A 19,199-nucleotide genomic window follows, 5' to 3' on the forward strand; every position below is an offset into this window, starting at 1 on the left:
CAAATCATTGCTGATTCCCTGGTGGTTCCAAAAATTCTTCGATACAGGGAAGTAGAATCTCCGTTCTTTCATTTTCACTCATAGGACCCAAGTCTCCCCCTTTATTGTATCTGCCAACGGATTTGGTATAATCGGAGTAGTTGATAATGGATGCCATTTCGATTAGCTCAATGAACTTACCGTCAATTTGTCTGATATAGGCACTACAAGAGATGTAGGATCCGAGAAAGGTTTTCTGTTTTCGAAAGAACATCATTTTATAAACAACTCCATACGGGGTGTGGACTAGTAATTGATTCGGAAATTGTTTCTTTTTTGTATCCATCCAATCATGGATGTCCATACCCTTCGGAAGGGAAACGGGATTTTTGGGATACACCCTTCGCTCTGGTGGAAGTAAACTTGCACAACTGACCAAAAAAAATGTGGAGATACAAATCAAAAGACCAAGAGGACCAATTCTAAATCGGCCCAATCTCTGTCTCATTTGTTTTCTTATTTTCAATTGAGCCATTTTAGAATCCATTTCTCTTAATATTCCCCTTACAAATTCGTATTTATGGTTTACTTTCATTTAAGGCACACCCTTCGTCTCTTTTGCCAATTCGTCCGGCAGATTCAAATAAATCTCATCAATGGCTTCCTGGAAACCTTGTAAGTACAAAGCAGAAACAAGACTGGGTTCATTTGTTAAATTCCCATAATCCCGCATTTGAAAAAGAAAGGGAAATGGTATATACCAAGGGCTTAAATAACTAGTTCCAGAAACTGAGCTTACTTTTTCCGACAATAAGCTGTTCTTATAAAATAACTTTACCTTAACTTCCTGGATGAATTTTTGTTTGCAAGGGATAATACAATGAGTTATCAATTGAAGTACTTGGCTAAACCGTCCTTCCTCCCAATCACTGCGGGGATGACTTGCTGTGACAAAAAAAACATAGTCCGTTCTTACGTCTGTTAGTTGAAAATTACCATCATCAATGTTATGAATGTAAATTTCCTTCCAATGATAACGAGACTGGCCAATTTCTTTTTGTTTTTTGGGAAAGTATTCACTCCAATGCATTCCGAACATTGGATTGATTTCAACAAAACGTTTATGACCTTTCTGAAAAAATACTCGGTTCTGGTTTAAGATAGTAATGGACTCACCTATTTTGTTTCTTTCCAATTCTTTTGGAAATGGTTTTATTTGGTGGTCTAAATTTGCAAAGGCACATTGAGTTAAACATAAGATACTACAGATTAAAAAATATTTCACAGACAGATCATTCCTTGGACTGGGGAGGGATTAAAAATTCTTCGATGCAAGGCAAAAGGATATCAGTCCTTTCTTTTTCATTCATAGGACCCAAATCTCCACTTTTCCGCATATACCCTTTTGAATAATCCGCATAGTTTACGATAGAGATCATATTATATATTTCTAATTTTCTTGGCTCGATCGTTTTCACCAATGCCGAACAAGCAACATAAGAACCCAAAGAAGTATGTTCTTTTCGATAGTAAGTGATTTTATATTCTGAATCACTGATAACCAGAATCTTTAGTCGATTCGGATACTGTTTAGTTTTTGTATCGATCCAATCATGTATGTTCATACTTTCTGGAAATGTAATTGGATTTCTCGGATACACTCGCCTCTCAGTTGGGAGTAAACTCGCACAACTGATCGAGAGAAATACAAATATGAAAAGTATAAAGATGCTGCGAATTTTCATTCTGGAAAAAATTGTAATTCGGTGAAGAGACCTTGATCTCTTAGGACAAATTGTAAGGTAAGCCAAAAGTAAATCCGAAACGGGTCTCGAAGTGATTGTTTTGACCAAGTTTATCTCCTCCCATTGTGAGGACGGCCTAAGTTATGGTTGCGATCAGATGGACCATATTGTGCATTATGACCACCACTTTGATGAGGAGAGTGAAAAGTAGGACCTCCTCCTGAGTGAGAATAACCATTCCTTGGGTGGTGGTGATTACCTGCTCCATTGGGATTTGGAGAGTGGTGAAGGTCTCTACCTCGTCCTTCATGACCACCCCGTGCTAAAACCTCACTGGAATCACTAGTCTCAATACAACCACCTGTAAAAATAGTGAGTCCACTCACCAAGATCAGAGTATAGAAAAACCTAACTAGTCTTTGCTGGCTAAGTCTTTCAATCGATACAAAATTGATTTGATTCATCATGGTTCGATTATAAGAGCGAGGTGCTCATTCTCCAATGGAGGGTTTCCGCATTTGCGGGTTTCACCTACGCAAACTCTTTTGGATTGGATTCACAATGGAAATGACTGATACAGATGAAGATTAGCCGTTTCCTACTATTATGGAACTGACGCATAGAATCTATGGTGGTTTGGAGTATAATCGGAAGACATCATCCTGAGTACAAAACAAGGAGATGAAATATTATGTCACTTTGCGCCCTTGATGCGGAGGAGGCGTTAGCCGTCCGAAGGACCGAAGCGAACGCGGAAGTCCGTAGCGAGCAAGGAAAGGCGCCCTAATTCGTTCTTGTTTCCCTCGTTATAGTTCAAAATGATGGAAAAATAAGTTAAATTTTCCGCAGGAAGTGTGCCCCATCCATGGCAAATATCTATTACGACGACAGTTGCGATCTCAATCTCCTTAAAGGTAAAACCATTGCAGTGATTGGCTACGGAAGCCAAGGTCACGCCCAAGCTCAAAACATGAAAGATTCTGGTTTGAAAGTCATTATTGGACTTCGCGATGGATCCAAATCAGTGAAAGAAGCAAAAGAAGCTGGCTTTGAAGTTTATAATGTTGCGGAAGCATCCAAAAAAGCAGACATCATCCAAATCCTTGCTCCCGATACCATCCAAGCTGACATGTATAAGGCGGACATTGAACCAAACCTGAGTGAAGGAAAAGCTCTTGTTTTCTCTCACGGCTTTAACATCCACTATGACCTCATCACTCCTCCTAAAAACGTAGACGTGTATATGGTGGCTCCGAAAGGACCAGGACACCTCGTTCGCCGTGTTTACACAGAAGGTGGTGGAGTTCCATGTCTCATCGCGATTCACCAAGATGCAACAGGACAAGCAAAAGCTCGTGCCCTCGCACACGCAAGTGGAGTAGGTGGAGGAAGAGCAGGAATTTTAGAAACATCTTTCCGTGAAGAAACAGAAACAGACCTTTTTGGTGAACAAGCTGTTCTTTGTGGTGGTGTGGCAAACCTCATAATGAGTGGATTTGAAACATTAACAGAAGCAGGATACGATCCAGAAATCGCTTACTTCGAATGTTTACATGAAGTAAAACTCATCACTGACCTCATTTATGAAGGTGGGCTTGCTCGTATGCGTTTTTCCATTTCTGATACAGCAGAGTATGGTGATTACATCAGTGGCCCACGTGTGATTGATGCTGGTGTCAAAGCTCGTATGAAAGATGTTCTCACAGACATCCAAAAAGACAAGGGAGCCGCGTTTGCAAAACGTTGGATGGCTGATACAAAAGCTGGATACCCTGAATACAAAAAACTCAAAGAAAAAAATGCGGCTCACCCCATTGAAGCAGTAGGATCAAAACTACGCTCCATGATGAAGTGGCTTGCAAAGTAATTGTTTAGGTAACGAAAGTTAGAAGAAAGAAAGGAAGAAGGATTTTATATGAAAGTAACACAAAAGATAATACTCGCAGCACCTGCTCGAACTCCTTTTGCACAAATTGGTAAGGCGCTCGCACAGTATCCAGGCCACCACTTAGGTAAAATAGTGGGTGAAGAAGTAATGAAACGCAGTGGTTTGAAACCAACTGACATTGACGGAGTGATCGTTGGAGAAGGTTTTGCAAATGCACCAAACTCTGCTCGTGTGATTGCAAACCTAATGAACCTACCTTTAGAAATTCCTTGTTTAACAGTTGCAAACAACTGTGTATCAGGACTAGAAGCAGTAGCAGAAGCATCTCGCCGAATCATGTTAGGTGAAGGTGAAGTATTCCTTGTAATTGGTGAAGAATCTCAAACTTCTATGCCATTCGTTGTGAAAAATGCTCGCCTTAACAAAAAAACAAACAGCTTAGATTCACTTGTAAAACTCCTTCCAAATGACCTTCCTGAAGGTGTGGAACTTCGTGATACATTAGAAGATGGTCTTGGTGATGGTGAAACTTCTTACGGAATGCAAGTAACGGCAGAAATCCTCGCACAAAACTATGCACTTCCACGTGAAACACAAGATAAAGTAGCTTACGAATCTTTCAAAAGAGCTTTCGAAGCAACACAAGAAGGTCGTTACAAACCATATATCATGGAAGTAAAAGACGATGAAGGTAACCCACTCCAAGCGGACGAAGCGGTACTCCTTCGTGAAGGTCTTGTGAAAAACCCAACTCGTATGGGTCGCGCTATGCTTATGTTTGATAACCCAGCGATGAAATTTGATGCTTGGAAAGAAAAATACGGCAAAGATTTGAAAAAATCTCATGGCCCTACTGTTTCCATCTTCAATGCAAGTCCACGTTCCGATGGAGCTGCTGGAATTATCGTCGCTTCTGAAGCAGCGGCAAAAAGACTCGGACTCAAAGCAGAAGCAGTTGTTTCTGGTTTCAAAATGAAAGGTGTTGCACCAAACCTTATGGGACTTGGACAAGCGGAAGCAACTCTTGGCCTACTTGAAGAAGTTGGTGAAAAAGTGGAAAACATCGATGTGATCGAAATCCATGAAGCATTTGCAGCAACTGCAGTAGCAGCTCTTGAAGAAATCAAAATCAGAACTGGTTTTGATTGGGAAAAGAACTTTGATGCAAAGAAAATCAATCCTAATGGTGGATCAATTGCCATTGGACACCCGTTTGGTGCGACTGGAGTGAGATTACTTCACAACGCCATCATGGACTTCCATGAAAACAAAGATGCAAAGAAAGTTCTTGTGACTGCTTGTGCACACGGTGGAATCGCAGGATCGATGATCGTAGAAAGACCATAATTCGAATCTAAGATTCAATTAAGTTCGTTCGAAAGATCGATAGAAAAGCCAAGGGAAACCTTGGCTTTTTTTTTGGAAGGAATCAGTCAAAGGATGAACTTTTTTAAAAAGAATTTTCTGTATTCGAGAAGGGATTTGTAAATAAAGAAGAGATATGGTAGAGAGGAAGTATTGAGTGGCGGGTGGTTAACCCCACCCAATTCAGGGCGGGGATACTAGATTCACACCTTCCCCCCAAACCGCTCAAGCATCGGGACAACTCCATCTCGGGACTGTCTCGCCGTATCGTAACCAGGGAATATCTTATATAATTTTAAATAAAATTGTTTTTCGACACGTTTGGTACCACCACTCGTTCGTTCCAAAATATCTTTTGTGTAAAAATGAAATTCAAAAAAACCAATTTTAAATTTTCCATCTATGCTAAGTCTACCACCTAACCGCAATCGCAACGGTGTTTCGATATTGATATTTGGATAAACTGGTAATCCATTTTCTAAATCTGATTTTGTGATCAGGATGGTTTCTTTCATTTCCATTTCCAAAAAATCTCTCTGGTTTGGCAATTGGCAAAGGACTTTGCCTTCACGACGAAATTCTATCTGGTAAGATAAATACTCTGTATTTTCAACATCTACAGGAAAAATATCGATTCTAAGGTGATGATCTAATATTTCAGTTGAATGGGTGATGATATTTCCTTCTCTTTGCCCAATCACAATGATTCTTTTTCCTTCATTTGGAATAGAGTACTTGTAGATCATTCCCGATTCCGGTAAATCTCTTCCAGTTACTGTTCGTTCATTATGAACTGGAGTTTGTGTGATCGTATGGACATCGATGATATTAGTATCTTCTATCTGACTCTCAATGGAACCTTTATCAGCGGTTTTTAAATTTTGTTTCAATTTGAAAAGTTCAGAGGATTTAAATTTTGCCAATGTTAGTTTCTGCATGACAACAATTAGTAGAAGTACGGCAACAATCAAAACCAAAGCAAACACCCATATCTCATAAGTGATCATTTTCTCTTCTAAGATTCGAATTTGTTCTAATGAATATGGTTTCATATAAGTTCGTATTGTGTTTTGATTTTTCAAAAAAATCTTACTTTGAATATCGACTTCTTTGATTCAGAAAAATACCCTTTGATAGGAAAAGAGATCGACTCAAGTTATGGACTTCCCTATTTTTTACACTATGTCAGGTATTGTATTTTTCTTATCTCTTCTTTTAGCGAGCCTCATTTCACCAATACTCTCTCAAAATCATTGGGATGATTATATCGCTGAAAAAAACATTAAATCCACCTACTATATATTTGGTGACAATGTAAACTTGAGAGAAGCCGATCATCTCAATGGGAAAATAATTCGAAAACTGTCCCTGGGAAGTGAAATTAAGATTCTGACAAAAACGAACCAAATCTTAGAACAGAATTCATTGAAAGAATATTGGTATCAAGTCCAAGTTGGAGAGGACACAGGTTATCTTTGGGGAGGTCTTATCTCAGATTATTCATTTCCCCTGAACGACACGATTGTCCTTTGTAAGAATCTAGGAACAAAAACAAAAAAATTGGAATTAAAGATCATCCAAGGATCTAAAATTCTAAGCCAAGGAAACTTTGAAGTTGGACCATTGAGTAATGAATCATGGGACCACACGATATACAATCCGAGTCTTTTTTCACCTAGCCCGAATGCAATATTTGCTATCAAATTTTTAATCTTTTCAGAAATTGAGTATGGTTATTCAAATGAACAAGTATTCACTTTGAATCGAGAATTTAAAATTACACCGCAGTTTTCGTGGAATCCAGGTTCTTGTGATCCACCAGCATGTGCGGAAACATGGTTAGTTTTCCCAAAAGAAACCTTACCAGAAGATAGAAAAATGAACCGGAAACTCACTAAGGGAAAAGAAAACACAATCATTGAACTTATGCATAGTTTCGATTTAGATGAGACAAACCTACACGATTTTTACCAAACTGAATATGTGTGGAATGGATCTCAGTTTCAGAAAAAGGAAAAATAAACACCAATGAAAAAACAAATCATCTACAGTATTCTTATATTATTTTCCATTCCATGTTTTGCTTGGAATAATCATGCAGGTATTACCTATCTTATATTAAAAGACCATTGGAAAAATCAAAACGTTCCCAATGTCAAAGTGGAATCCTTAAAAACATTTTTAACTAAAGAAAAAGATTCAATCCAAGAAACATTATCTCTTTCAGAGGATTGGGCAATCAATCGTTTACCTCATTTATCCAAAACAAAGGATGAATTGAAGTTTTCGCCTAATACAAAAGATGCGGATATTGTTACCAAATTTTACCATGCACTTCGTGTGAATCCCAAACATAAAGCAACATTGTACATCCAATCGGTTCCAAGAAAAAACGGGAAAAATCTACCACTTTCCGAACTCACAACACTAAATGAAAAGGGTAAACTCGTAAACGAAACGTTTCTCTCCCTCAAAGAAGGACAGATGATTGGTGCAGATGAAGTCATTGTTTCTGCAACTGATGAACCTGATTATGATTTAGACTTGTACCTTTTCGAAGATAATGTAAGTGATGTAGGTAAGTTATATGGTTTTGGTTACCAACCTTTTGGAAATCCTGCAGTTGAGTTTTCTTCCCAAGCACCATTCCATATGGGTTTCTTTTACGAACCAAAAATCATTTTTACCTTAGCTGGATTCTTAAAACGTACGTATCCAGAACTTAGAATCCATCAATTTACGGAATTATCAAAATTAGCCTTTAGAAAAGGACATCCTTATTGGGGTTATCGATTTGCAGGTTGGGCATTACATTACATCCAAGATCTAACACAACCTTATCACTCATCTGTCTTGCCAAGAGTGAGTGCTTCCAAACAAATTGGAGTACAATTGGTTTCAATTGTTGGTTACCAAACTCCGAAAGACAATATGATTCAATTTGTATCTGGTCGACACACTTTGATTGAAGAATACCAATACTATCTCATTAAAAATGTAATCTCTTCCAAAAACTGGAAACATCCAGTTGTAACTTCGATTATGAATTTTGGTCCGAATGATTTAACAGAATGGAAAAGTTTAGATGATCTCCGTGTGAATGTTTGTAAAGAAGCTTATGATGCAGGGGAACCAACAGACGAACAATTGGAAAACCTAAACATACCAAAGTATGAAACTTTATATGATGAAAACCATCCTATTCATACAATCTTAGCAACTCTTTTGAGAAATACATCCAAACACACAAGAGCCTATTTGGATTCACTTAATGTGAAACGTTAATCGATAGGTTCCACAGCAAATCTTTCCAGAAGTTCCAAAGGAATGATTTCTAATGCTCGTTTGTGGGTTGATTCTAAAAAAACCTTAGGAGCTACTCCGTTTCGATATGCCTCGAGCCACCTAGAGGCACATAAACACCACCTTTCCCCGGGTTTCACACCAGGGAATGCGTATTCAGGCCAGGGAGTGATGAGATCATTTCCAGATTCTTTTTGAGAAATTAAAAAGTCTTCCGTTGCCAATACACAAACGGTATGAGAACCAAAGTCCTCATCGGAAGTATTACAACACCCATCCCTAAAAAATCCAGTCAAAGGATCTGTAGAACATGGTAAAAGAGGTCCGCCGAGTACATTGAGAGATTCATCCATTTTGATACCAAATGTATAGGAATCTATAGAAGACAGGTGAGGAAAGTTGTTTCTATCACTAAGATCGGAAAAAAGAAGGGGGTTTGCACCCCCACAGTACGACCAAAAGGTCTTGGAAAGCCCATAGCCATACTACTATACATCTATTTACTTGTCAAACGATTACGCACTAACTTGAAAGAAAAATACTTTTTTTTCGACACCATTTACTTTCACAACCATCTTCCATTTTCCAATAAAATTTGGGTGCCTTGGGATTTCGAAATAACGAAATTCAACCGCGCCTTCATTCTGTGAGAACCATTTCAAATAATATGGTTCGACTTTATCACCTTCGATTGTCAGTAAAAATTCTATTTGATTTCGAGTTGGTTTTAAAAATTCCAATTGTAATGCATAACGGTCACCCAACCGGAAATTCGTATCATTACATTGAGTTAACAATTCTTTTCCGTTAGATTTACATAACAAGATATCTTCTTCCAATAAATCCGTTTTTGGTGGGTCAATCCCTTGTCTAGGTTTCCAATACAGATAATACGGAGATAATGTTTCGTGATCGTTATATTGGGTTCGAAAAGAGGTGGGGAGTGTTATAATTTGAGAATCTTTTGTTGGTTTATGAACTTCAAAATGCAAATGAGGTCCTTGCGAATAACCAGTATTACCCGAATAACCAATCAATTGTCCTTCATCCACTTGGTCTCCAACATTTACAATCACTCCGTCTTTCTTTAAATGAGCATAGTTACCGATGGTCCCATCATCATGTTGGATCATTACATAATTTGCTTTTGACAATAAATCTTTTCTAACTCCTCCTTCTGAATATTTTTTCACAAGAGATACAACAATACCTTTTCTTGCTGCATGAATTGGAGTGCCAATGGGCAAAGAAAAATCTAATGAATACTTTAAATTACCCGAATGAGTGAATCCTCCGTTGTATCCTTGTCCAATTCTTGCACGAATTCCACTTGGAAATGGCAAAGAATAAGAATATGCATCATCATGTTTGGCATCCCAATCTCCCACATTCACCGTGATAGAATAGGAATAAAAGAAAGACTTTGTTACATCTTCGATCTTTAGGTTTGTCACAAAAATTGGATCTGCACCTCTAAGGACAAAAAATTTGGGGAACACTTGATCCGAACTCATATTTTTGAGAGAAATATTGATTGTGACTGACTTTATTGCGGAAAGGTTCGGATCTTTATTTTTTAAATACAGTTCATAACCATATTCAGTTGGAACAAGGATTGTACATGTATTTTCAACGATACAAGATTCTTCTCCAATCATTTCAGGCGCAGAAACAATTGGCATTGTAATCAAACAAAATAATAATATTAACTTTTTCACTTTAAACTCGTTACCTGAAATTCCATTTTCTTTTGGGTAATATGGTTTACCGATACAGTGAGGTTCCATTCACCATCTAAAGGTTCCTGAAACTCTTGGATGGGAATCATGAATGAGGTCCACCATTCTTCTTTTTTAGAATCCCAAGTATATTCGTAAACTATGTTACTATCTTTTTTACGCAAATACAATTGAAAAGTATAAAGATCGGGTCTTAAAATTGGGAGTGTTATCAAGATAGGTTTCAGTTTCGAAAATACGTTTTGGTTACAAAGACTATCTTCGATTACCTCTGAATTTTCACATAAATAAATCCCTTCTGGGTCAACTAACTTCTTTTCAAGTGGGGTACCAGATTCCCGTCGCCAAACAAGAGATCCCTCCGAAAGGATTTCTCCATCTGATATCTGGGTTTTAAATTTTGTTGGGATTGTCTTTTTTCTCAATGTATTTGTTGGTTGGTATACTTCAAAATGAAGGTGTGGTCCTTCACTGTATCCTGTACTCCCCGCATAACCAAGGAAAGTTCCTATATCCACATGTTGTCCTCGTTTGACAACCACACCCATATATCGTAAATGGGCATACTCGGCAATGGTTCCGTCATCATGAAGAATCTTTACAAAATTTGCAGATTGTTTGTATTTTGGATCAAATCCACCTTCATTATTTTTTTCTTCGGTATCAATTACCGTTCCAGGTCTTGCAGCCATAACCATATCATCTTCTTTTAGTCCAAAATCAATAGAATACCGATTATCTCCCGAATGGCTTTTTTTCCCATGATAGGCTTGGAAAACTCGAACCTTTAGTTTTGAGTCAAAAGGGAGTTCATAAATATAACTTGAATTATGTGTTACATGAAAATTTCCCAAAATCCACTTATAATGTATTTTATAGGAAATCTTTTTTCGCCGATTAATCGTTTTTAAATGGAATAATTTAACTCTCTTTTTCCCTTTCAAAATTGTGACCAGAGGCAAAGGGACTGAACTTTTCATATTTTTGTATAAAGCATTCACAGAGATTGATGTTTCGGTAACGTTAGTTGCAATCTTATTTTGAAAATAAACATCAACACCACTTCGATTCGGCTCAAAGTCTACACATACTCGATTCATAGAACAATAGGAAAGTGGTTCATTGGCAAATAACAATCCTAAGGGTAACAAAACCACTATCGAAAATAAGCCGAATCTCATAATGATGGAATCAGATTATAGAAAAGAACAGTTTCGACAATCTATTTTCCGAGTTAAAAACATAGTTGCATAAAGAATTATTTTTTATGAAAGTCGACAGATGAGTGCAAAGCTTTATACGTTTCCGATCTCTCACTTCTCCGAAAAAGCAAGATGGGGTCTCGACTTAGCAAACTATCCCTATTTGTTAAACCCATTAGTTCCTGGACAACACATCCAAACCTTAAAACCACTTGTGAATGATTTGTATGTTCCCGTTTTAGAAACTGATTCTGGTATTGTCCAAGGTTCGGGACATATTTTAGATCTAGTCGAAGAAAAAGCCTTTGGCTCCAAATCATCTGAAGAAGAAAAACAGATGGAAGAATCAATCGATACAAAAATTGGAAAAAGCCTTCAGACTCTCTTATACCATTTTATCCTAGATTATCCAGAAATTGTTGGGAAACTTTTTTTACTCAAACCAGCACAACTTTCTGATACTGTCCCACCACCCGAACATTTTGAATTGATTGCATTATCACTGAAACGCAGATATAAAATTACTCCTAAAAATATTGATGCCGTAAAACTTGCCTTAGATGAATGTGCGAAAGAACTCATCGGAGTTTATAAAACAAAAAAGTTTTTTAATGGAAAATCATTTGGCAGAGTTGACTTAACAATTGCTAGTTTAATGGGAATGCTCGTGGAGCCGAAAGAATCCCCTGCTTATCCATGGTTTACTTCAGTTACAATGCCAGATGCGTACATACAGTGGAAAAAAGACCTTGGATATGATTTTTTGTTTGATAAGATTAAGGAATTTTACAAAGACTTTCGGATCCAGTCCAAATAATTTGGATTCCCTTTTAGAATCGGCCAACCAACAATGCAGGGTGTTTCATAAGAATGTAATTCTCTTATCCTCTGCATCAGTGGTTCTGATTTTTCCATAGTTGTTTTCAATAAACAGACTACTTCTGTTGATTCCTCTAGTTGTTCATTCCAGACATAAATCGATTCCATTTGATCAATGAGATTTGCGCATGCTGCTAGTTTTTCAGTTACAAGAATCTTTGCCGTCTCTTTTGCTTCCACTTTAGAGGGAAAAGTGGTATAAACTGTTACATATTCAATTTCAATTTCCATAAATAATATTTCCTACTTGCCCTTTCTATCCAATGCTTATGATTTTGCTTTATGAATCTTCGCAATTTCAAATCCACATTACTCATCCTAAGCATTTGTCTCCCACTATTTTCCGAATCATTAAATCCACCTGTTATCACATCCACAAGCCAACTCCAACCCAAAACCAAAAAGTACATCCCGGTCTTTGCCATGGATGGAAAACTAAAAACAAGTTGGGTAGAAGGAGCAGAAGGAGAGGGATTAGGTGAATCCCTCCAATTCAAATACAAAACTCCAATCAATTTCAGATCACTTTCCATTTATAATGGGTTTGGTGATCCGAAACTATGGGCTGCCAACAACCGAATCAAAAAATTAAAAGTTACGACGGAAAGTGGAATCGAAGAAGTGGTCACCTTAAAAGATTCACTCTCAAGACAAGTGGTAGAATTCAAAAACGAGATTCGAGCCAAAGAAATTTCCTTAACGATCCAAGAAGTATACAAAGGAACCAACGCAGAAAACACAGCCATTGCAGAAGTGATGTTTGATTCAGAACAAGCTGGATCAGCATTAGTGCCACCTAAGAATACATGGGCAATTGGAAAATGGAAAACGAAATCCAACATAGCAAGAATCCAACTTCATAATGATGGAACTTGTGAAATGGGATATGAAACTGCAAAAATGTTATGTACTTGGACAGAAAAAGGTGACAAAGTCATTGTTAGCCTAGAAGCAACTTTACCTCTAACCAATACTGATATTTTGGAAATCAAACGTAGAGGGAATGCCACTGACCCAGTAATTGAAATCAATGGTAAACATGAATTTGTTCTCAACAGAGATGAAGTTTAAACAGAATCTCCCAAACTTCCTTCGGTCCATGTAGACCAAATGGATTCAACCACAGTAGATTCTTTATCTGCTGTGGTTTCAAAATACAAGACAGCATTTTGGTAAGCTTTTCCAGTTAAATCTCGAACAGGTGTGAGTAGAACCAAATCACAATTTAGATCAGTTTCTAATTTCTTCAGTAATTCCCATTCTTTAAGTTTTCCTTGTTTCGGATAAGGTAAGATGAGTAGTCCACTGACTGTTTCCGATTTCACATTTCTTTTTTTGCGAACTTCCCATAAAATGCGCCCTATCGAATAACGAAAATTAAATTCTGAGACAGGTTGCACAACAGTAAGTCCATCATCTCTATACAAAAAACCATCAATTGCACAAGGCCCTGTATATTCACTAGGGATGAGATTCTTCAAGTCTTTGATTAGATCATATACTTTCGGAAGGAACAAGGATTCATATCCACTAGGATTGCCACCAATACGAATCCCTCTGAAACCACCATCAGGATCTATCCACATGTTTGTGGCTGTTAGATAAAAGAACTCACTCTCTTTCACATCCCAAAGTGTGGAAAAATCAAAAAAACGAGACTCTCCCACCCACTCTTCACATACGATCGGATAACCAAATAAACGTTTATTGACTTGAGAGAGTTTCCAGGAATCAGATTGTGTTTTGAAAATGATATGATTGCGACCTGCAAGTCCAAATTCGCTTTTTAAAACCACAGGTAATTTTGCCTCTTCCAAATCGGCAAACAGATGTTCTTCGGATGAAATCAATTTGGCAGGAAGTGGGGAGTGGTTTTTGCGAAAGTCAAGTTGGGTGACCTTAGAATTTAGATACCTAACCATTTCCAATTGAATCGGATCAACTACAAGTTCACCATCTTCCCAAACATGACGCCTACCCCATTCGACAAGTGTTACTTCTTGTAACAAAGACCCAACTTGCGTTGGCACACCTGGAGTGAATCCTTTTTCTTTCCAATGTGAATACAATTCATCAGAAGGAAGTTCTTCAACAAGGATATAGTCCTCTTCGTTTGAGATGGGGAAAAATAGTTTCTCCAAACAACGATTCCTCCTCTTAAGCGAGGAATCTAAATTGAGAGGAGGTGAATGGAGTTTATACTCAAATAATGAGTCTAAGTAATATAACTTTGGCACCAATCAATAGATACGTCGGATGGCGGTTGCAATCCTTTGCACATTATCTTTTGTTAGGTTAGGATAAATCGGGATACAATGCCCTCTTTGGAATAACCTTTCAGCATTTGGGTATTCTAAGTGGTTCTCTTCCAATACACGGTGAAGCGGTTCTTCTACTGTCCTTTGAGTTCCAATATGAATTGATTTGAAGTATCTTTGGATTTCTTCATAATTTTGGCCAGAGACAACAATTGGAAACCTTTGGAATGTATCTTCGTTTGGATTTTGGAAAAAAGTTTCGAGTCTTGAGTTCTGTACAGCTTGCAAGTACGCGGAAGCAATTTTTTTCTTACGTTCTAAAATCACACCAAGTTTTGACAATTGTTCGATTCCAAGTGCAGCTTGGTAATCCACCAAATTATAATCATATTTTGGTTCACCAAAGTTACGTTTGGCGGATGATCCAGACTTATAAGATTTCACAACATTCGCTAATTGACTCTCTGCTGTAATGATCATCGCACCATTACCTGTTGTGATGATATTCTCAGCACTGAGTCCGCAGATTGCGATTTTGGTTTGTTTTCCAACAGTGATGGTTTCGGAAGTTGCACCAATCGCTTCGGTGAAGTCTTCAATCACTTCCAACCCTTCGATGGAATAATCAGTGATTCGGATAAGGGAACCAAAACTATGATCGAACAAAGCAAACTTTGCACCCGATTCATTTTTTTTGCGTAAAAATTCTTCTGGGCATGGGTGAAATGAATTTCGTTTTAAATCCAAAATCACCGGTTTTGCTTGGATTAAAAAAATCGCATCCAAAGCAGAAATTGGTGCATAACTTGATAACAAAACAGAATCACCCGCTTTTACACCTAACCCAAGTAAAGCGAGATGATAAGCAGAAGTTAAGGAATTGGAGGAAATGGCGTATTTGATTTTGAATGTATGGCAAAATGTTTTTTCAAAACGTTCTACAATTTCACCAGTGGAAAGATGTTCTTCCACGAGACATTCTAAAACACCTTTCAGATCTTCTCTCGAAAGGGTAGGTTTGAAGAATTCGATGTTTTTTTCTTTTCGAATCGGTCTTTGTATTGTTTCGGTGCTCATCCAACAGCACTCCTCTTTATTATGTCACTTAAATACTCGATTTACGAATTATGTCACTTCATTTTTCGAAATGCGAACATAATTTTAGAAAATCCAAGGAAAATTGGTTCTGAGTAGACAAAGTTCCCAAAATATGACCGAAACCATGGACCAAATTTACTCTTTATGGGCCGATCGACTGCGAAAGAACCAAGGGATTCGATCACTTATGGAAGACTTAGGCAAGGCCACTGGCCACCCAAATGAAATCCTACTGGGTGGAGGTAACCCCGCTCATATCAGAGAAGCCGAGGCGATTTTTGAAGAAACGTTTAGCAAATTGGCAAGAGACCCCATCCTTCGCTCTCTACTGGGAGATTACCAAGCACCGATTGGAAATGACTCCTTTCGTGAATTGGCTGCTGACTATTTGTCTCCCCTCCTCCAATCAAAATTCAAAAAAGAGAACATTGCATTTTTTAATGGAAGCCAAAATGCCTATTCCTTCCTTCTAAACCTCCATTCAGGTCCTATGGCAGATGGGAGTTTTAAAAAAATACTTTTGCCGGTTGTTCCAGAATACATTGGTTATGCGGACCAATCCATTGCAGATAATGTTTTTTTAGCAAAACCACCAAACGTAGTAGTGACTGGGAAAAACCGTTTTCGTTATGAGTTAAACCAATCTACTTTTGATTTAACCGATGTAGGTGTTTTAGCAATTTCCAGGCCAACCAATCCAACTGGAAATGTCCTTTCTCTGGAACATTTGGAGTGGATGGAAAAAAGTACCACAAAACAAAACATTCCCATCCTCATCGACCTTGCTTATGGAAATCCATTTCCAAATTTAATCGGAAGGGAACCAGCGATCCAATACAAAGAAGGACGAACCTTATCCCTTAGTTTTTCCAAAATCGGATTACCTGGAGTCAGATTTGGAATCGTAGTCTCAGATGTAGAGACAATTGATACCCTCTCCTCATTCGCCGCTGTCTCAAACCTTGCGGTTGGAAATTTGGGAGTGTTTATGATGCAGATCCTTTTCCAAGAAAATGTATTACCCAAGTTATCTGAAAACATCTTACGTCCGTTTTATGAAGCAAAAGCTAAACTTGCACTCAACTTGTTCACAGAGGCATTTGAAAAAATGGGAGTTGAGTATGAAATCCATGAACCAATGGGAGGTTTTTTCCTCTGGATTCGATTTCCATCACTCTCCATATCCAATCATGAATTGTATCACCTTTGTAAAGATAAACGGCTCTTCATTGTTTCAGGACATTATTTCTTTCCTGGATTAAACACTGATTTTTCGCATAAGAAAGAATGCATACGTTTGACATATTGCCGTAAGGAAGAAGAATTAGCCAGGGGAGCCCGAATCCTTGCAGAAATTGTGGTCTCTCACCAGGCGAAATCCAAATGAGTGAAGATAGTATCGATTTATCAGACACAGTCTTAGAAAATCCCTCATCCAAAGAGGAGAGTTCTTCTGAGAGACCATCTGCTCAATCTTATATTTTTTTGTCTGATTCTGTTGGTAGCCTAACTCCCACAGCACGTTGTATCTTAGATGAATTGAAAGACTGGCACAAACGTGTAGAAAAACACGGGAGTAAAGAAAAACACGCATCTTATCTCATGACAGTGGACAAACTTCCTGAGGCACTTGGAAAGTATACAAACCTAGGTGCACAAGGTAGATCGGAAAACGCCATCCACCATGCACTCCGTCAAATTTTAGACATAGACCACCGTGGCCAAAACAGGGCCGCTTATGCATACCCATATCTCATTCGTACGGGAAGTAAAATCTCTTCCAAAATTGCCCTCATTGCACCACAAAACGAGAACAAGACGGACACCCAACCATACAGGCAAGCTTGTTTTCGATTCTCACAAGAACTCATCAAAGTTCTATTAGAAAACAGAGCCAAAAAAGGAAGGAACTGGGACGAAGACAACCCAGGTTCACTGCTTTTACAAAAAAACAAAGATGGGAATACTTGGCTTTATCCCAAGTTAGGTTCTCTGGAAGCAGAAATTTCTTCCCTGGTTCGCAAAGGTTTTGGGAACTTACCTTACATCCCGATGCCAGATTTTTTACAAGACTTCACCCTCTTTGCGAGAGAACAAAATTTGGCACTTCCTATCTTAACGGATTATCATATTGTCATTGATGAACTGAATATTTTACCAGATGGAAGTTTCAAACGATTACCAGAAGTAGTAAACCAAATCCTCGCACACTTAAATGGATTGGAACATTTTGCAAAGGAACAACTCACAAAACTTGCAAAGGATGCAAAATACGAATCGTTCTTATCACAATTTAATGAATACACTTCTGTTCCAAAGTTTTCTTCTTTAGAAGCAAAGATGAACCCAGAAGAAGAAGTAAAAAAGTTTTTATCCATCATCGAAAACTTTCCTGTCCCTGCAGAAAAAAACAACAGAGCACTTTCCATCAAAGAAACCATCGATCTCAGCATTAAAATATTAAAACGACTCGCTGAAGAAAAAGGATCTGTTTTAACCAGAAAAGATGATAGTATATACGGTACTGTCAAAAATGCAGTCATCAGCAAAATTCCGGAACATACAAAAAATCATAATACACTACTACGAATTAACTTCGAAGAGGAAGTTGCCAATGCCGGGATCACAGATCCCGCCAAGGTGTCTGAATACATCAAACGATTAAAAGACGATGTATTTTCCGAACATTCTTACTATGAAGAAAAAACTCCAGATGGTCGGGCCGTTTATTATGTTGTTGATCATGGGTATATGGCAGCAGTCATCCACAAACTAGCATTCGAAGGAAGAACTAACCCAGAATACAAAAAACAATTGGGTTATGCAAAAATCATCAATCATAAACTTTCCAATCCCAAACACCCAGGACTCAATAGCAAACTCAAACCCGAGTTAATTGCAAAACTCAATGCAGATGTCAAAAATATGGAAGTGGAGGAATTGGAAAAAGAAAGGTCCAATGAAATCCGCTCACGTTTTAATGTCATTCCAGGGATTTTAACCTTCGTTGTGAGTACGATGATTTTTATCACAGGAGCGTATTACTTACGTTCAGCGATGCCAATCTTTTTTGGTGTCCCTTTTTCTGTGGTTCTTGGATTTTTAGCAGCAATTTATTTTAGAGAAAAAACAACAGAAGAAATCCGAGAAGACATTAAAAATTCAGGGAAGTTTTCAGGTGTGGGTGACTGGGGAAAACCAAGTTATTCTTCCGGTTCCTCAACGAGTTATGAAGAAGAACAAGAGACAAACAAAAAAGAAGAAAAACTTTCTCACATTTACAAAGCTGCTGACAATTTTGTGTTTCCAAAACGATTTAATAAAATCACCGACAAAGTGTTAGATCCAAAATCCTTACGTTCCCGCATCTACGAAAATTTGGACAATATCAAACGAAACAACATGACTCTCGCCAAAGAAAAAGATGAGGATAAAGTTGCTTCCACCGTTGAATATGCGGTTTTACAATCTGTGTCGACAATTGTCATACCCGATGATGTAGCCGTGCGTGACCTTCCGAACACAATTCTCATCAATCGAAATGATATGAAATCTGCGCTTTTCCGAACCCAATTGGCAGATTTTTACCGCGAAGAGATGAACAAAAAGAAGTTCGATAAAAAATTAGTCAAATACTACACCTATCTCATCAATACAGTTGAGATGGAGTATTACAAATACCTTCCGAAAAAACGAGTTTAGAAACTAAAATCATTTGATTCTCTGTGGGACATACCTCCTAT

19 protein-coding genes are annotated in these 19,199 nt (G+C 37.9%); 8 read left to right on the plus strand and 11 right to left on the minus strand.

The features are described 5' to 3' along the window. Positions 1-4: 4 nt before the first annotated feature. The 4 genes from ND855_RS13025 to ND855_RS13040 form a co-directional block, all read right to left on the minus strand. Entirely contained in the window at positions 5-574 is a 570-nt protein-coding gene (locus ND855_RS13025; RefSeq protein ID WP_265358682.1) for a hypothetical protein, read from the minus strand. Beyond that, a complete protein-coding gene (locus tag ND855_RS13030) occupies positions 575-1,264 on the minus strand; it encodes a hypothetical protein (RefSeq protein WP_265358683.1) in 690 nt (229 codons plus the stop codon). A 7-nt stretch (positions 1,265-1,271) separates the two neighbouring features. Then, positions 1,272-1,724 carry a hypothetical protein gene (locus ND855_RS13035; protein ID WP_265358684.1) on the minus strand — a complete coding sequence of 151 codons (453 nt, stop codon included), beginning with the start codon at positions 1,722-1,724 and terminating at the stop codon, positions 1,272-1,274. Between the two features lie 110 nt (positions 1,725-1,834). Further along, positions 1,835-2,191, minus strand: coding sequence for a hypothetical protein (locus tag ND855_RS13040; protein WP_265358685.1), 357 nt, complete (start codon positions 2,189-2,191; stop codon positions 1,835-1,837). Positions 2,192-2,589: 398 nt separating this feature from the next. On the opposite strand from ND855_RS13040, the gene ilvC reads away from it, so the two are divergent. Together ilvC and ND855_RS13050 are read left to right on the plus strand one after the other, a co-directional pair. Then, on the plus strand, positions 2,590-3,591 hold the full coding sequence (ilvC, locus tag ND855_RS13045) for a ketol-acid reductoisomerase (protein ID WP_265358686.1): 1,002 nt from the start codon (positions 2,590-2,592) through the stop codon (positions 3,589-3,591). Between the two features lie 48 nt (positions 3,592-3,639). Next, positions 3,640-4,959: a thiolase family protein gene (locus ND855_RS13050; protein ID WP_135617426.1), complete on the plus strand. Its 1,320-nt coding sequence runs from the start codon at positions 3,640-3,642 to the stop codon at positions 4,957-4,959. A gap of 221 nt (positions 4,960-5,180) precedes the next feature. Here ND855_RS13050 and ND855_RS13055 read toward each other — a convergent pair whose 3' ends face one another. After that, positions 5,181-6,029: a hypothetical protein gene (locus ND855_RS13055; protein WP_265358687.1), complete on the minus strand. Its 849-nt coding sequence runs from the start codon at positions 6,027-6,029 to the stop codon at positions 5,181-5,183. A 106-nt stretch (positions 6,030-6,135) separates the two neighbouring features. Here ND855_RS13055 and ND855_RS13060 point away from each other — a divergent pair, with 106 nt between their 5' ends. Next, the gene (locus ND855_RS13060; RefSeq protein ID WP_265358688.1) at positions 6,136-6,999 is read left to right on the plus strand and encodes an SH3 domain-containing protein; all 864 of its coding nucleotides are present in this window, start codon (positions 6,136-6,138) and stop codon (positions 6,997-6,999) included. A 6-nt stretch (positions 7,000-7,005) separates the two neighbouring features. After that, entirely contained in the window at positions 7,006-8,262 is a 1,257-nt protein-coding gene (locus ND855_RS13065; RefSeq protein WP_265358689.1) for a phospholipase C/P1 nuclease family protein, read from the plus strand. Here the strand turns inward: ND855_RS13065 and ND855_RS13070 are convergent. From ND855_RS13070 to ND855_RS13080, 3 genes are all read right to left on the minus strand, one after another. Next, a complete protein-coding gene (locus tag ND855_RS13070; protein ID WP_322113573.1) occupies positions 8,259-8,639 on the minus strand; it encodes a DUF2237 family protein in 381 nt (126 codons plus the stop codon). The genes ND855_RS13065 and ND855_RS13070 overlap by 4 nt on opposite strands. 156 nt (positions 8,640-8,795) lie before the next feature. Further along, positions 8,796-10,067 carry a M23 family metallopeptidase gene (locus tag ND855_RS13075; protein WP_265358691.1) on the minus strand — a complete coding sequence of 424 codons (1,272 nt, stop codon included), beginning with the start codon at positions 10,065-10,067 and terminating at the stop codon, positions 8,796-8,798. Next, positions 9,995-11,200 (minus strand): M23 family metallopeptidase, encoded by a 1,206-nt coding sequence (locus ND855_RS13080; RefSeq protein WP_265358692.1) that lies wholly within the window; start codon positions 11,198-11,200, stop codon positions 9,995-9,997. The genes ND855_RS13075 and ND855_RS13080 overlap by 73 nt, the downstream gene beginning before the upstream one ends. Before the next feature lie 100 nt (positions 11,201-11,300). Here ND855_RS13080 and ND855_RS13085 point away from each other — a divergent pair, with 100 nt between their 5' ends. Next, entirely contained in the window at positions 11,301-12,038 is a 738-nt protein-coding gene (locus tag ND855_RS13085) for a glutathione S-transferase N-terminal domain-containing protein (protein ID WP_265358693.1), read from the plus strand. Here ND855_RS13085 and cutA read toward each other — a convergent pair. Then, positions 12,008-12,331 carry a divalent-cation tolerance protein CutA gene (cutA, locus tag ND855_RS13090; protein ID WP_265358694.1) on the minus strand — a complete coding sequence of 108 codons (324 nt, stop codon included), beginning with the start codon at positions 12,329-12,331 and terminating at the stop codon, positions 12,008-12,010. The genes ND855_RS13085 and cutA overlap by 31 nt on opposite strands. Positions 12,332-12,382: 51 nt before the next feature. Between cutA and ND855_RS13095 the strand changes: the two genes are divergently transcribed. Further along, on the plus strand, positions 12,383-13,171 hold the full coding sequence (locus tag ND855_RS13095; protein ID WP_100715611.1) for an NADase-type glycan-binding domain-containing protein: 789 nt from the start codon (positions 12,383-12,385) through the stop codon (positions 13,169-13,171). Here the strand turns inward: ND855_RS13095 and ND855_RS13100 are convergent. Further along, the gene (locus ND855_RS13100; RefSeq protein WP_265358695.1) at positions 13,168-14,241 is read right to left on the minus strand and encodes a hypothetical protein; all 1,074 of its coding nucleotides are present in this window, start codon (positions 14,239-14,241) and stop codon (positions 13,168-13,170) included. The genes ND855_RS13095 and ND855_RS13100 overlap by 4 nt on opposite strands. A 99-nt stretch (positions 14,242-14,340) precedes the next feature. Then, positions 14,341-15,435, minus strand: coding sequence for a DegT/DnrJ/EryC1/StrS family aminotransferase (locus ND855_RS13105; protein WP_265358696.1), 1,095 nt, complete (start codon positions 15,433-15,435; stop codon positions 14,341-14,343). 133 nt (positions 15,436-15,568) lie between these two features. On the opposite strand from ND855_RS13105, the gene ND855_RS13110 reads away from it, so the two are divergent. Beyond that, positions 15,569-16,843 (plus strand): valine--pyruvate transaminase, encoded by a 1,275-nt coding sequence (locus ND855_RS13110; RefSeq protein WP_265358697.1) that lies wholly within the window; start codon positions 15,569-15,571, stop codon positions 16,841-16,843. Further along, positions 16,840-19,158, plus strand: coding sequence for a hypothetical protein (locus ND855_RS13115; protein WP_265358698.1), 2,319 nt, complete (start codon positions 16,840-16,842; stop codon positions 19,156-19,158). The genes ND855_RS13110 and ND855_RS13115 overlap by 4 nt, the downstream gene beginning before the upstream one ends. Positions 19,159-19,199: the final 41 nt, after the last annotated feature.

This window comes from Leptospira paudalimensis, from assembly GCF_026151345.1.
GTDB lineage: Bacteria > Spirochaetota > Leptospiria > Leptospirales > Leptospiraceae > Leptospira_A > Leptospira_A paudalimensis.

What these genes read in the sequence shown, in the direction of transcription:
- ND855_RS13025 (WP_265358682.1), bottom strand. Translation starts at nt 574, where the DNA reads ATGAAAGTAAACCATAAATACGAATTTGTAAGGGGAATATTAAGAGAA.
- ND855_RS13035 (WP_265358684.1), bottom strand. Translation starts at nt 1,724, where the DNA reads ATGAAAATTCGCAGCATCTTTATACTTTTCATATTTGTATTTCTCTCG.
- ND855_RS13040 (WP_265358685.1), bottom strand. Translation starts at nt 2,191, where the DNA reads ATGATGAATCAAATCAATTTTGTATCGATTGAAAGACTTAGCCAGCAA.
- ilvC (WP_265358686.1), top strand. Translation starts at nt 2,590, where the DNA reads ATGGCAAATATCTATTACGACGACAGTTGCGATCTCAATCTCCTTAAA.
- ND855_RS13050 (WP_135617426.1), top strand. Translation starts at nt 3,640, where the DNA reads ATGAAAGTAACACAAAAGATAATACTCGCAGCACCTGCTCGAACTCCT.
- ND855_RS13055 (WP_265358687.1), bottom strand. Translation starts at nt 6,029, where the DNA reads ATGAAACCATATTCATTAGAACAAATTCGAATCTTAGAAGAGAAAATG.
- ND855_RS13060 (WP_265358688.1), top strand. Translation starts at nt 6,136, where the DNA reads ATGGACTTCCCTATTTTTTACACTATGTCAGGTATTGTATTTTTCTTA.
- ND855_RS13065 (WP_265358689.1), top strand. Translation starts at nt 7,006, where the DNA reads ATGAAAAAACAAATCATCTACAGTATTCTTATATTATTTTCCATTCCA.
- ND855_RS13075 (WP_265358691.1), bottom strand. Translation starts at nt 10,067, where the DNA reads ATGGAACCTCACTGTATCGGTAAACCATATTACCCAAAAGAAAATGGA.
- ND855_RS13080 (WP_265358692.1), bottom strand. Translation starts at nt 11,200, where the DNA reads ATGAGATTCGGCTTATTTTCGATAGTGGTTTTGTTACCCTTAGGATTG.
- ND855_RS13085 (WP_265358693.1), top strand. Translation starts at nt 11,301, where the DNA reads ATGAGTGCAAAGCTTTATACGTTTCCGATCTCTCACTTCTCCGAAAAA.
- cutA (WP_265358694.1), bottom strand. Translation starts at nt 12,331, where the DNA reads ATGGAAATTGAAATTGAATATGTAACAGTTTATACCACTTTTCCCTCT.
- ND855_RS13095 (WP_100715611.1), top strand. Translation starts at nt 12,383, where the DNA reads ATGAATCTTCGCAATTTCAAATCCACATTACTCATCCTAAGCATTTGT.
- ND855_RS13105 (WP_265358696.1), bottom strand. Translation starts at nt 15,435, where the DNA reads ATGAGCACCGAAACAATACAAAGACCGATTCGAAAAGAAAAAAACATC.
- ND855_RS13110 (WP_265358697.1), top strand. Translation starts at nt 15,569, where the DNA reads ATGACCGAAACCATGGACCAAATTTACTCTTTATGGGCCGATCGACTG.
- ND855_RS13115 (WP_265358698.1), top strand. Translation starts at nt 16,840, where the DNA reads ATGAGTGAAGATAGTATCGATTTATCAGACACAGTCTTAGAAAATCCC.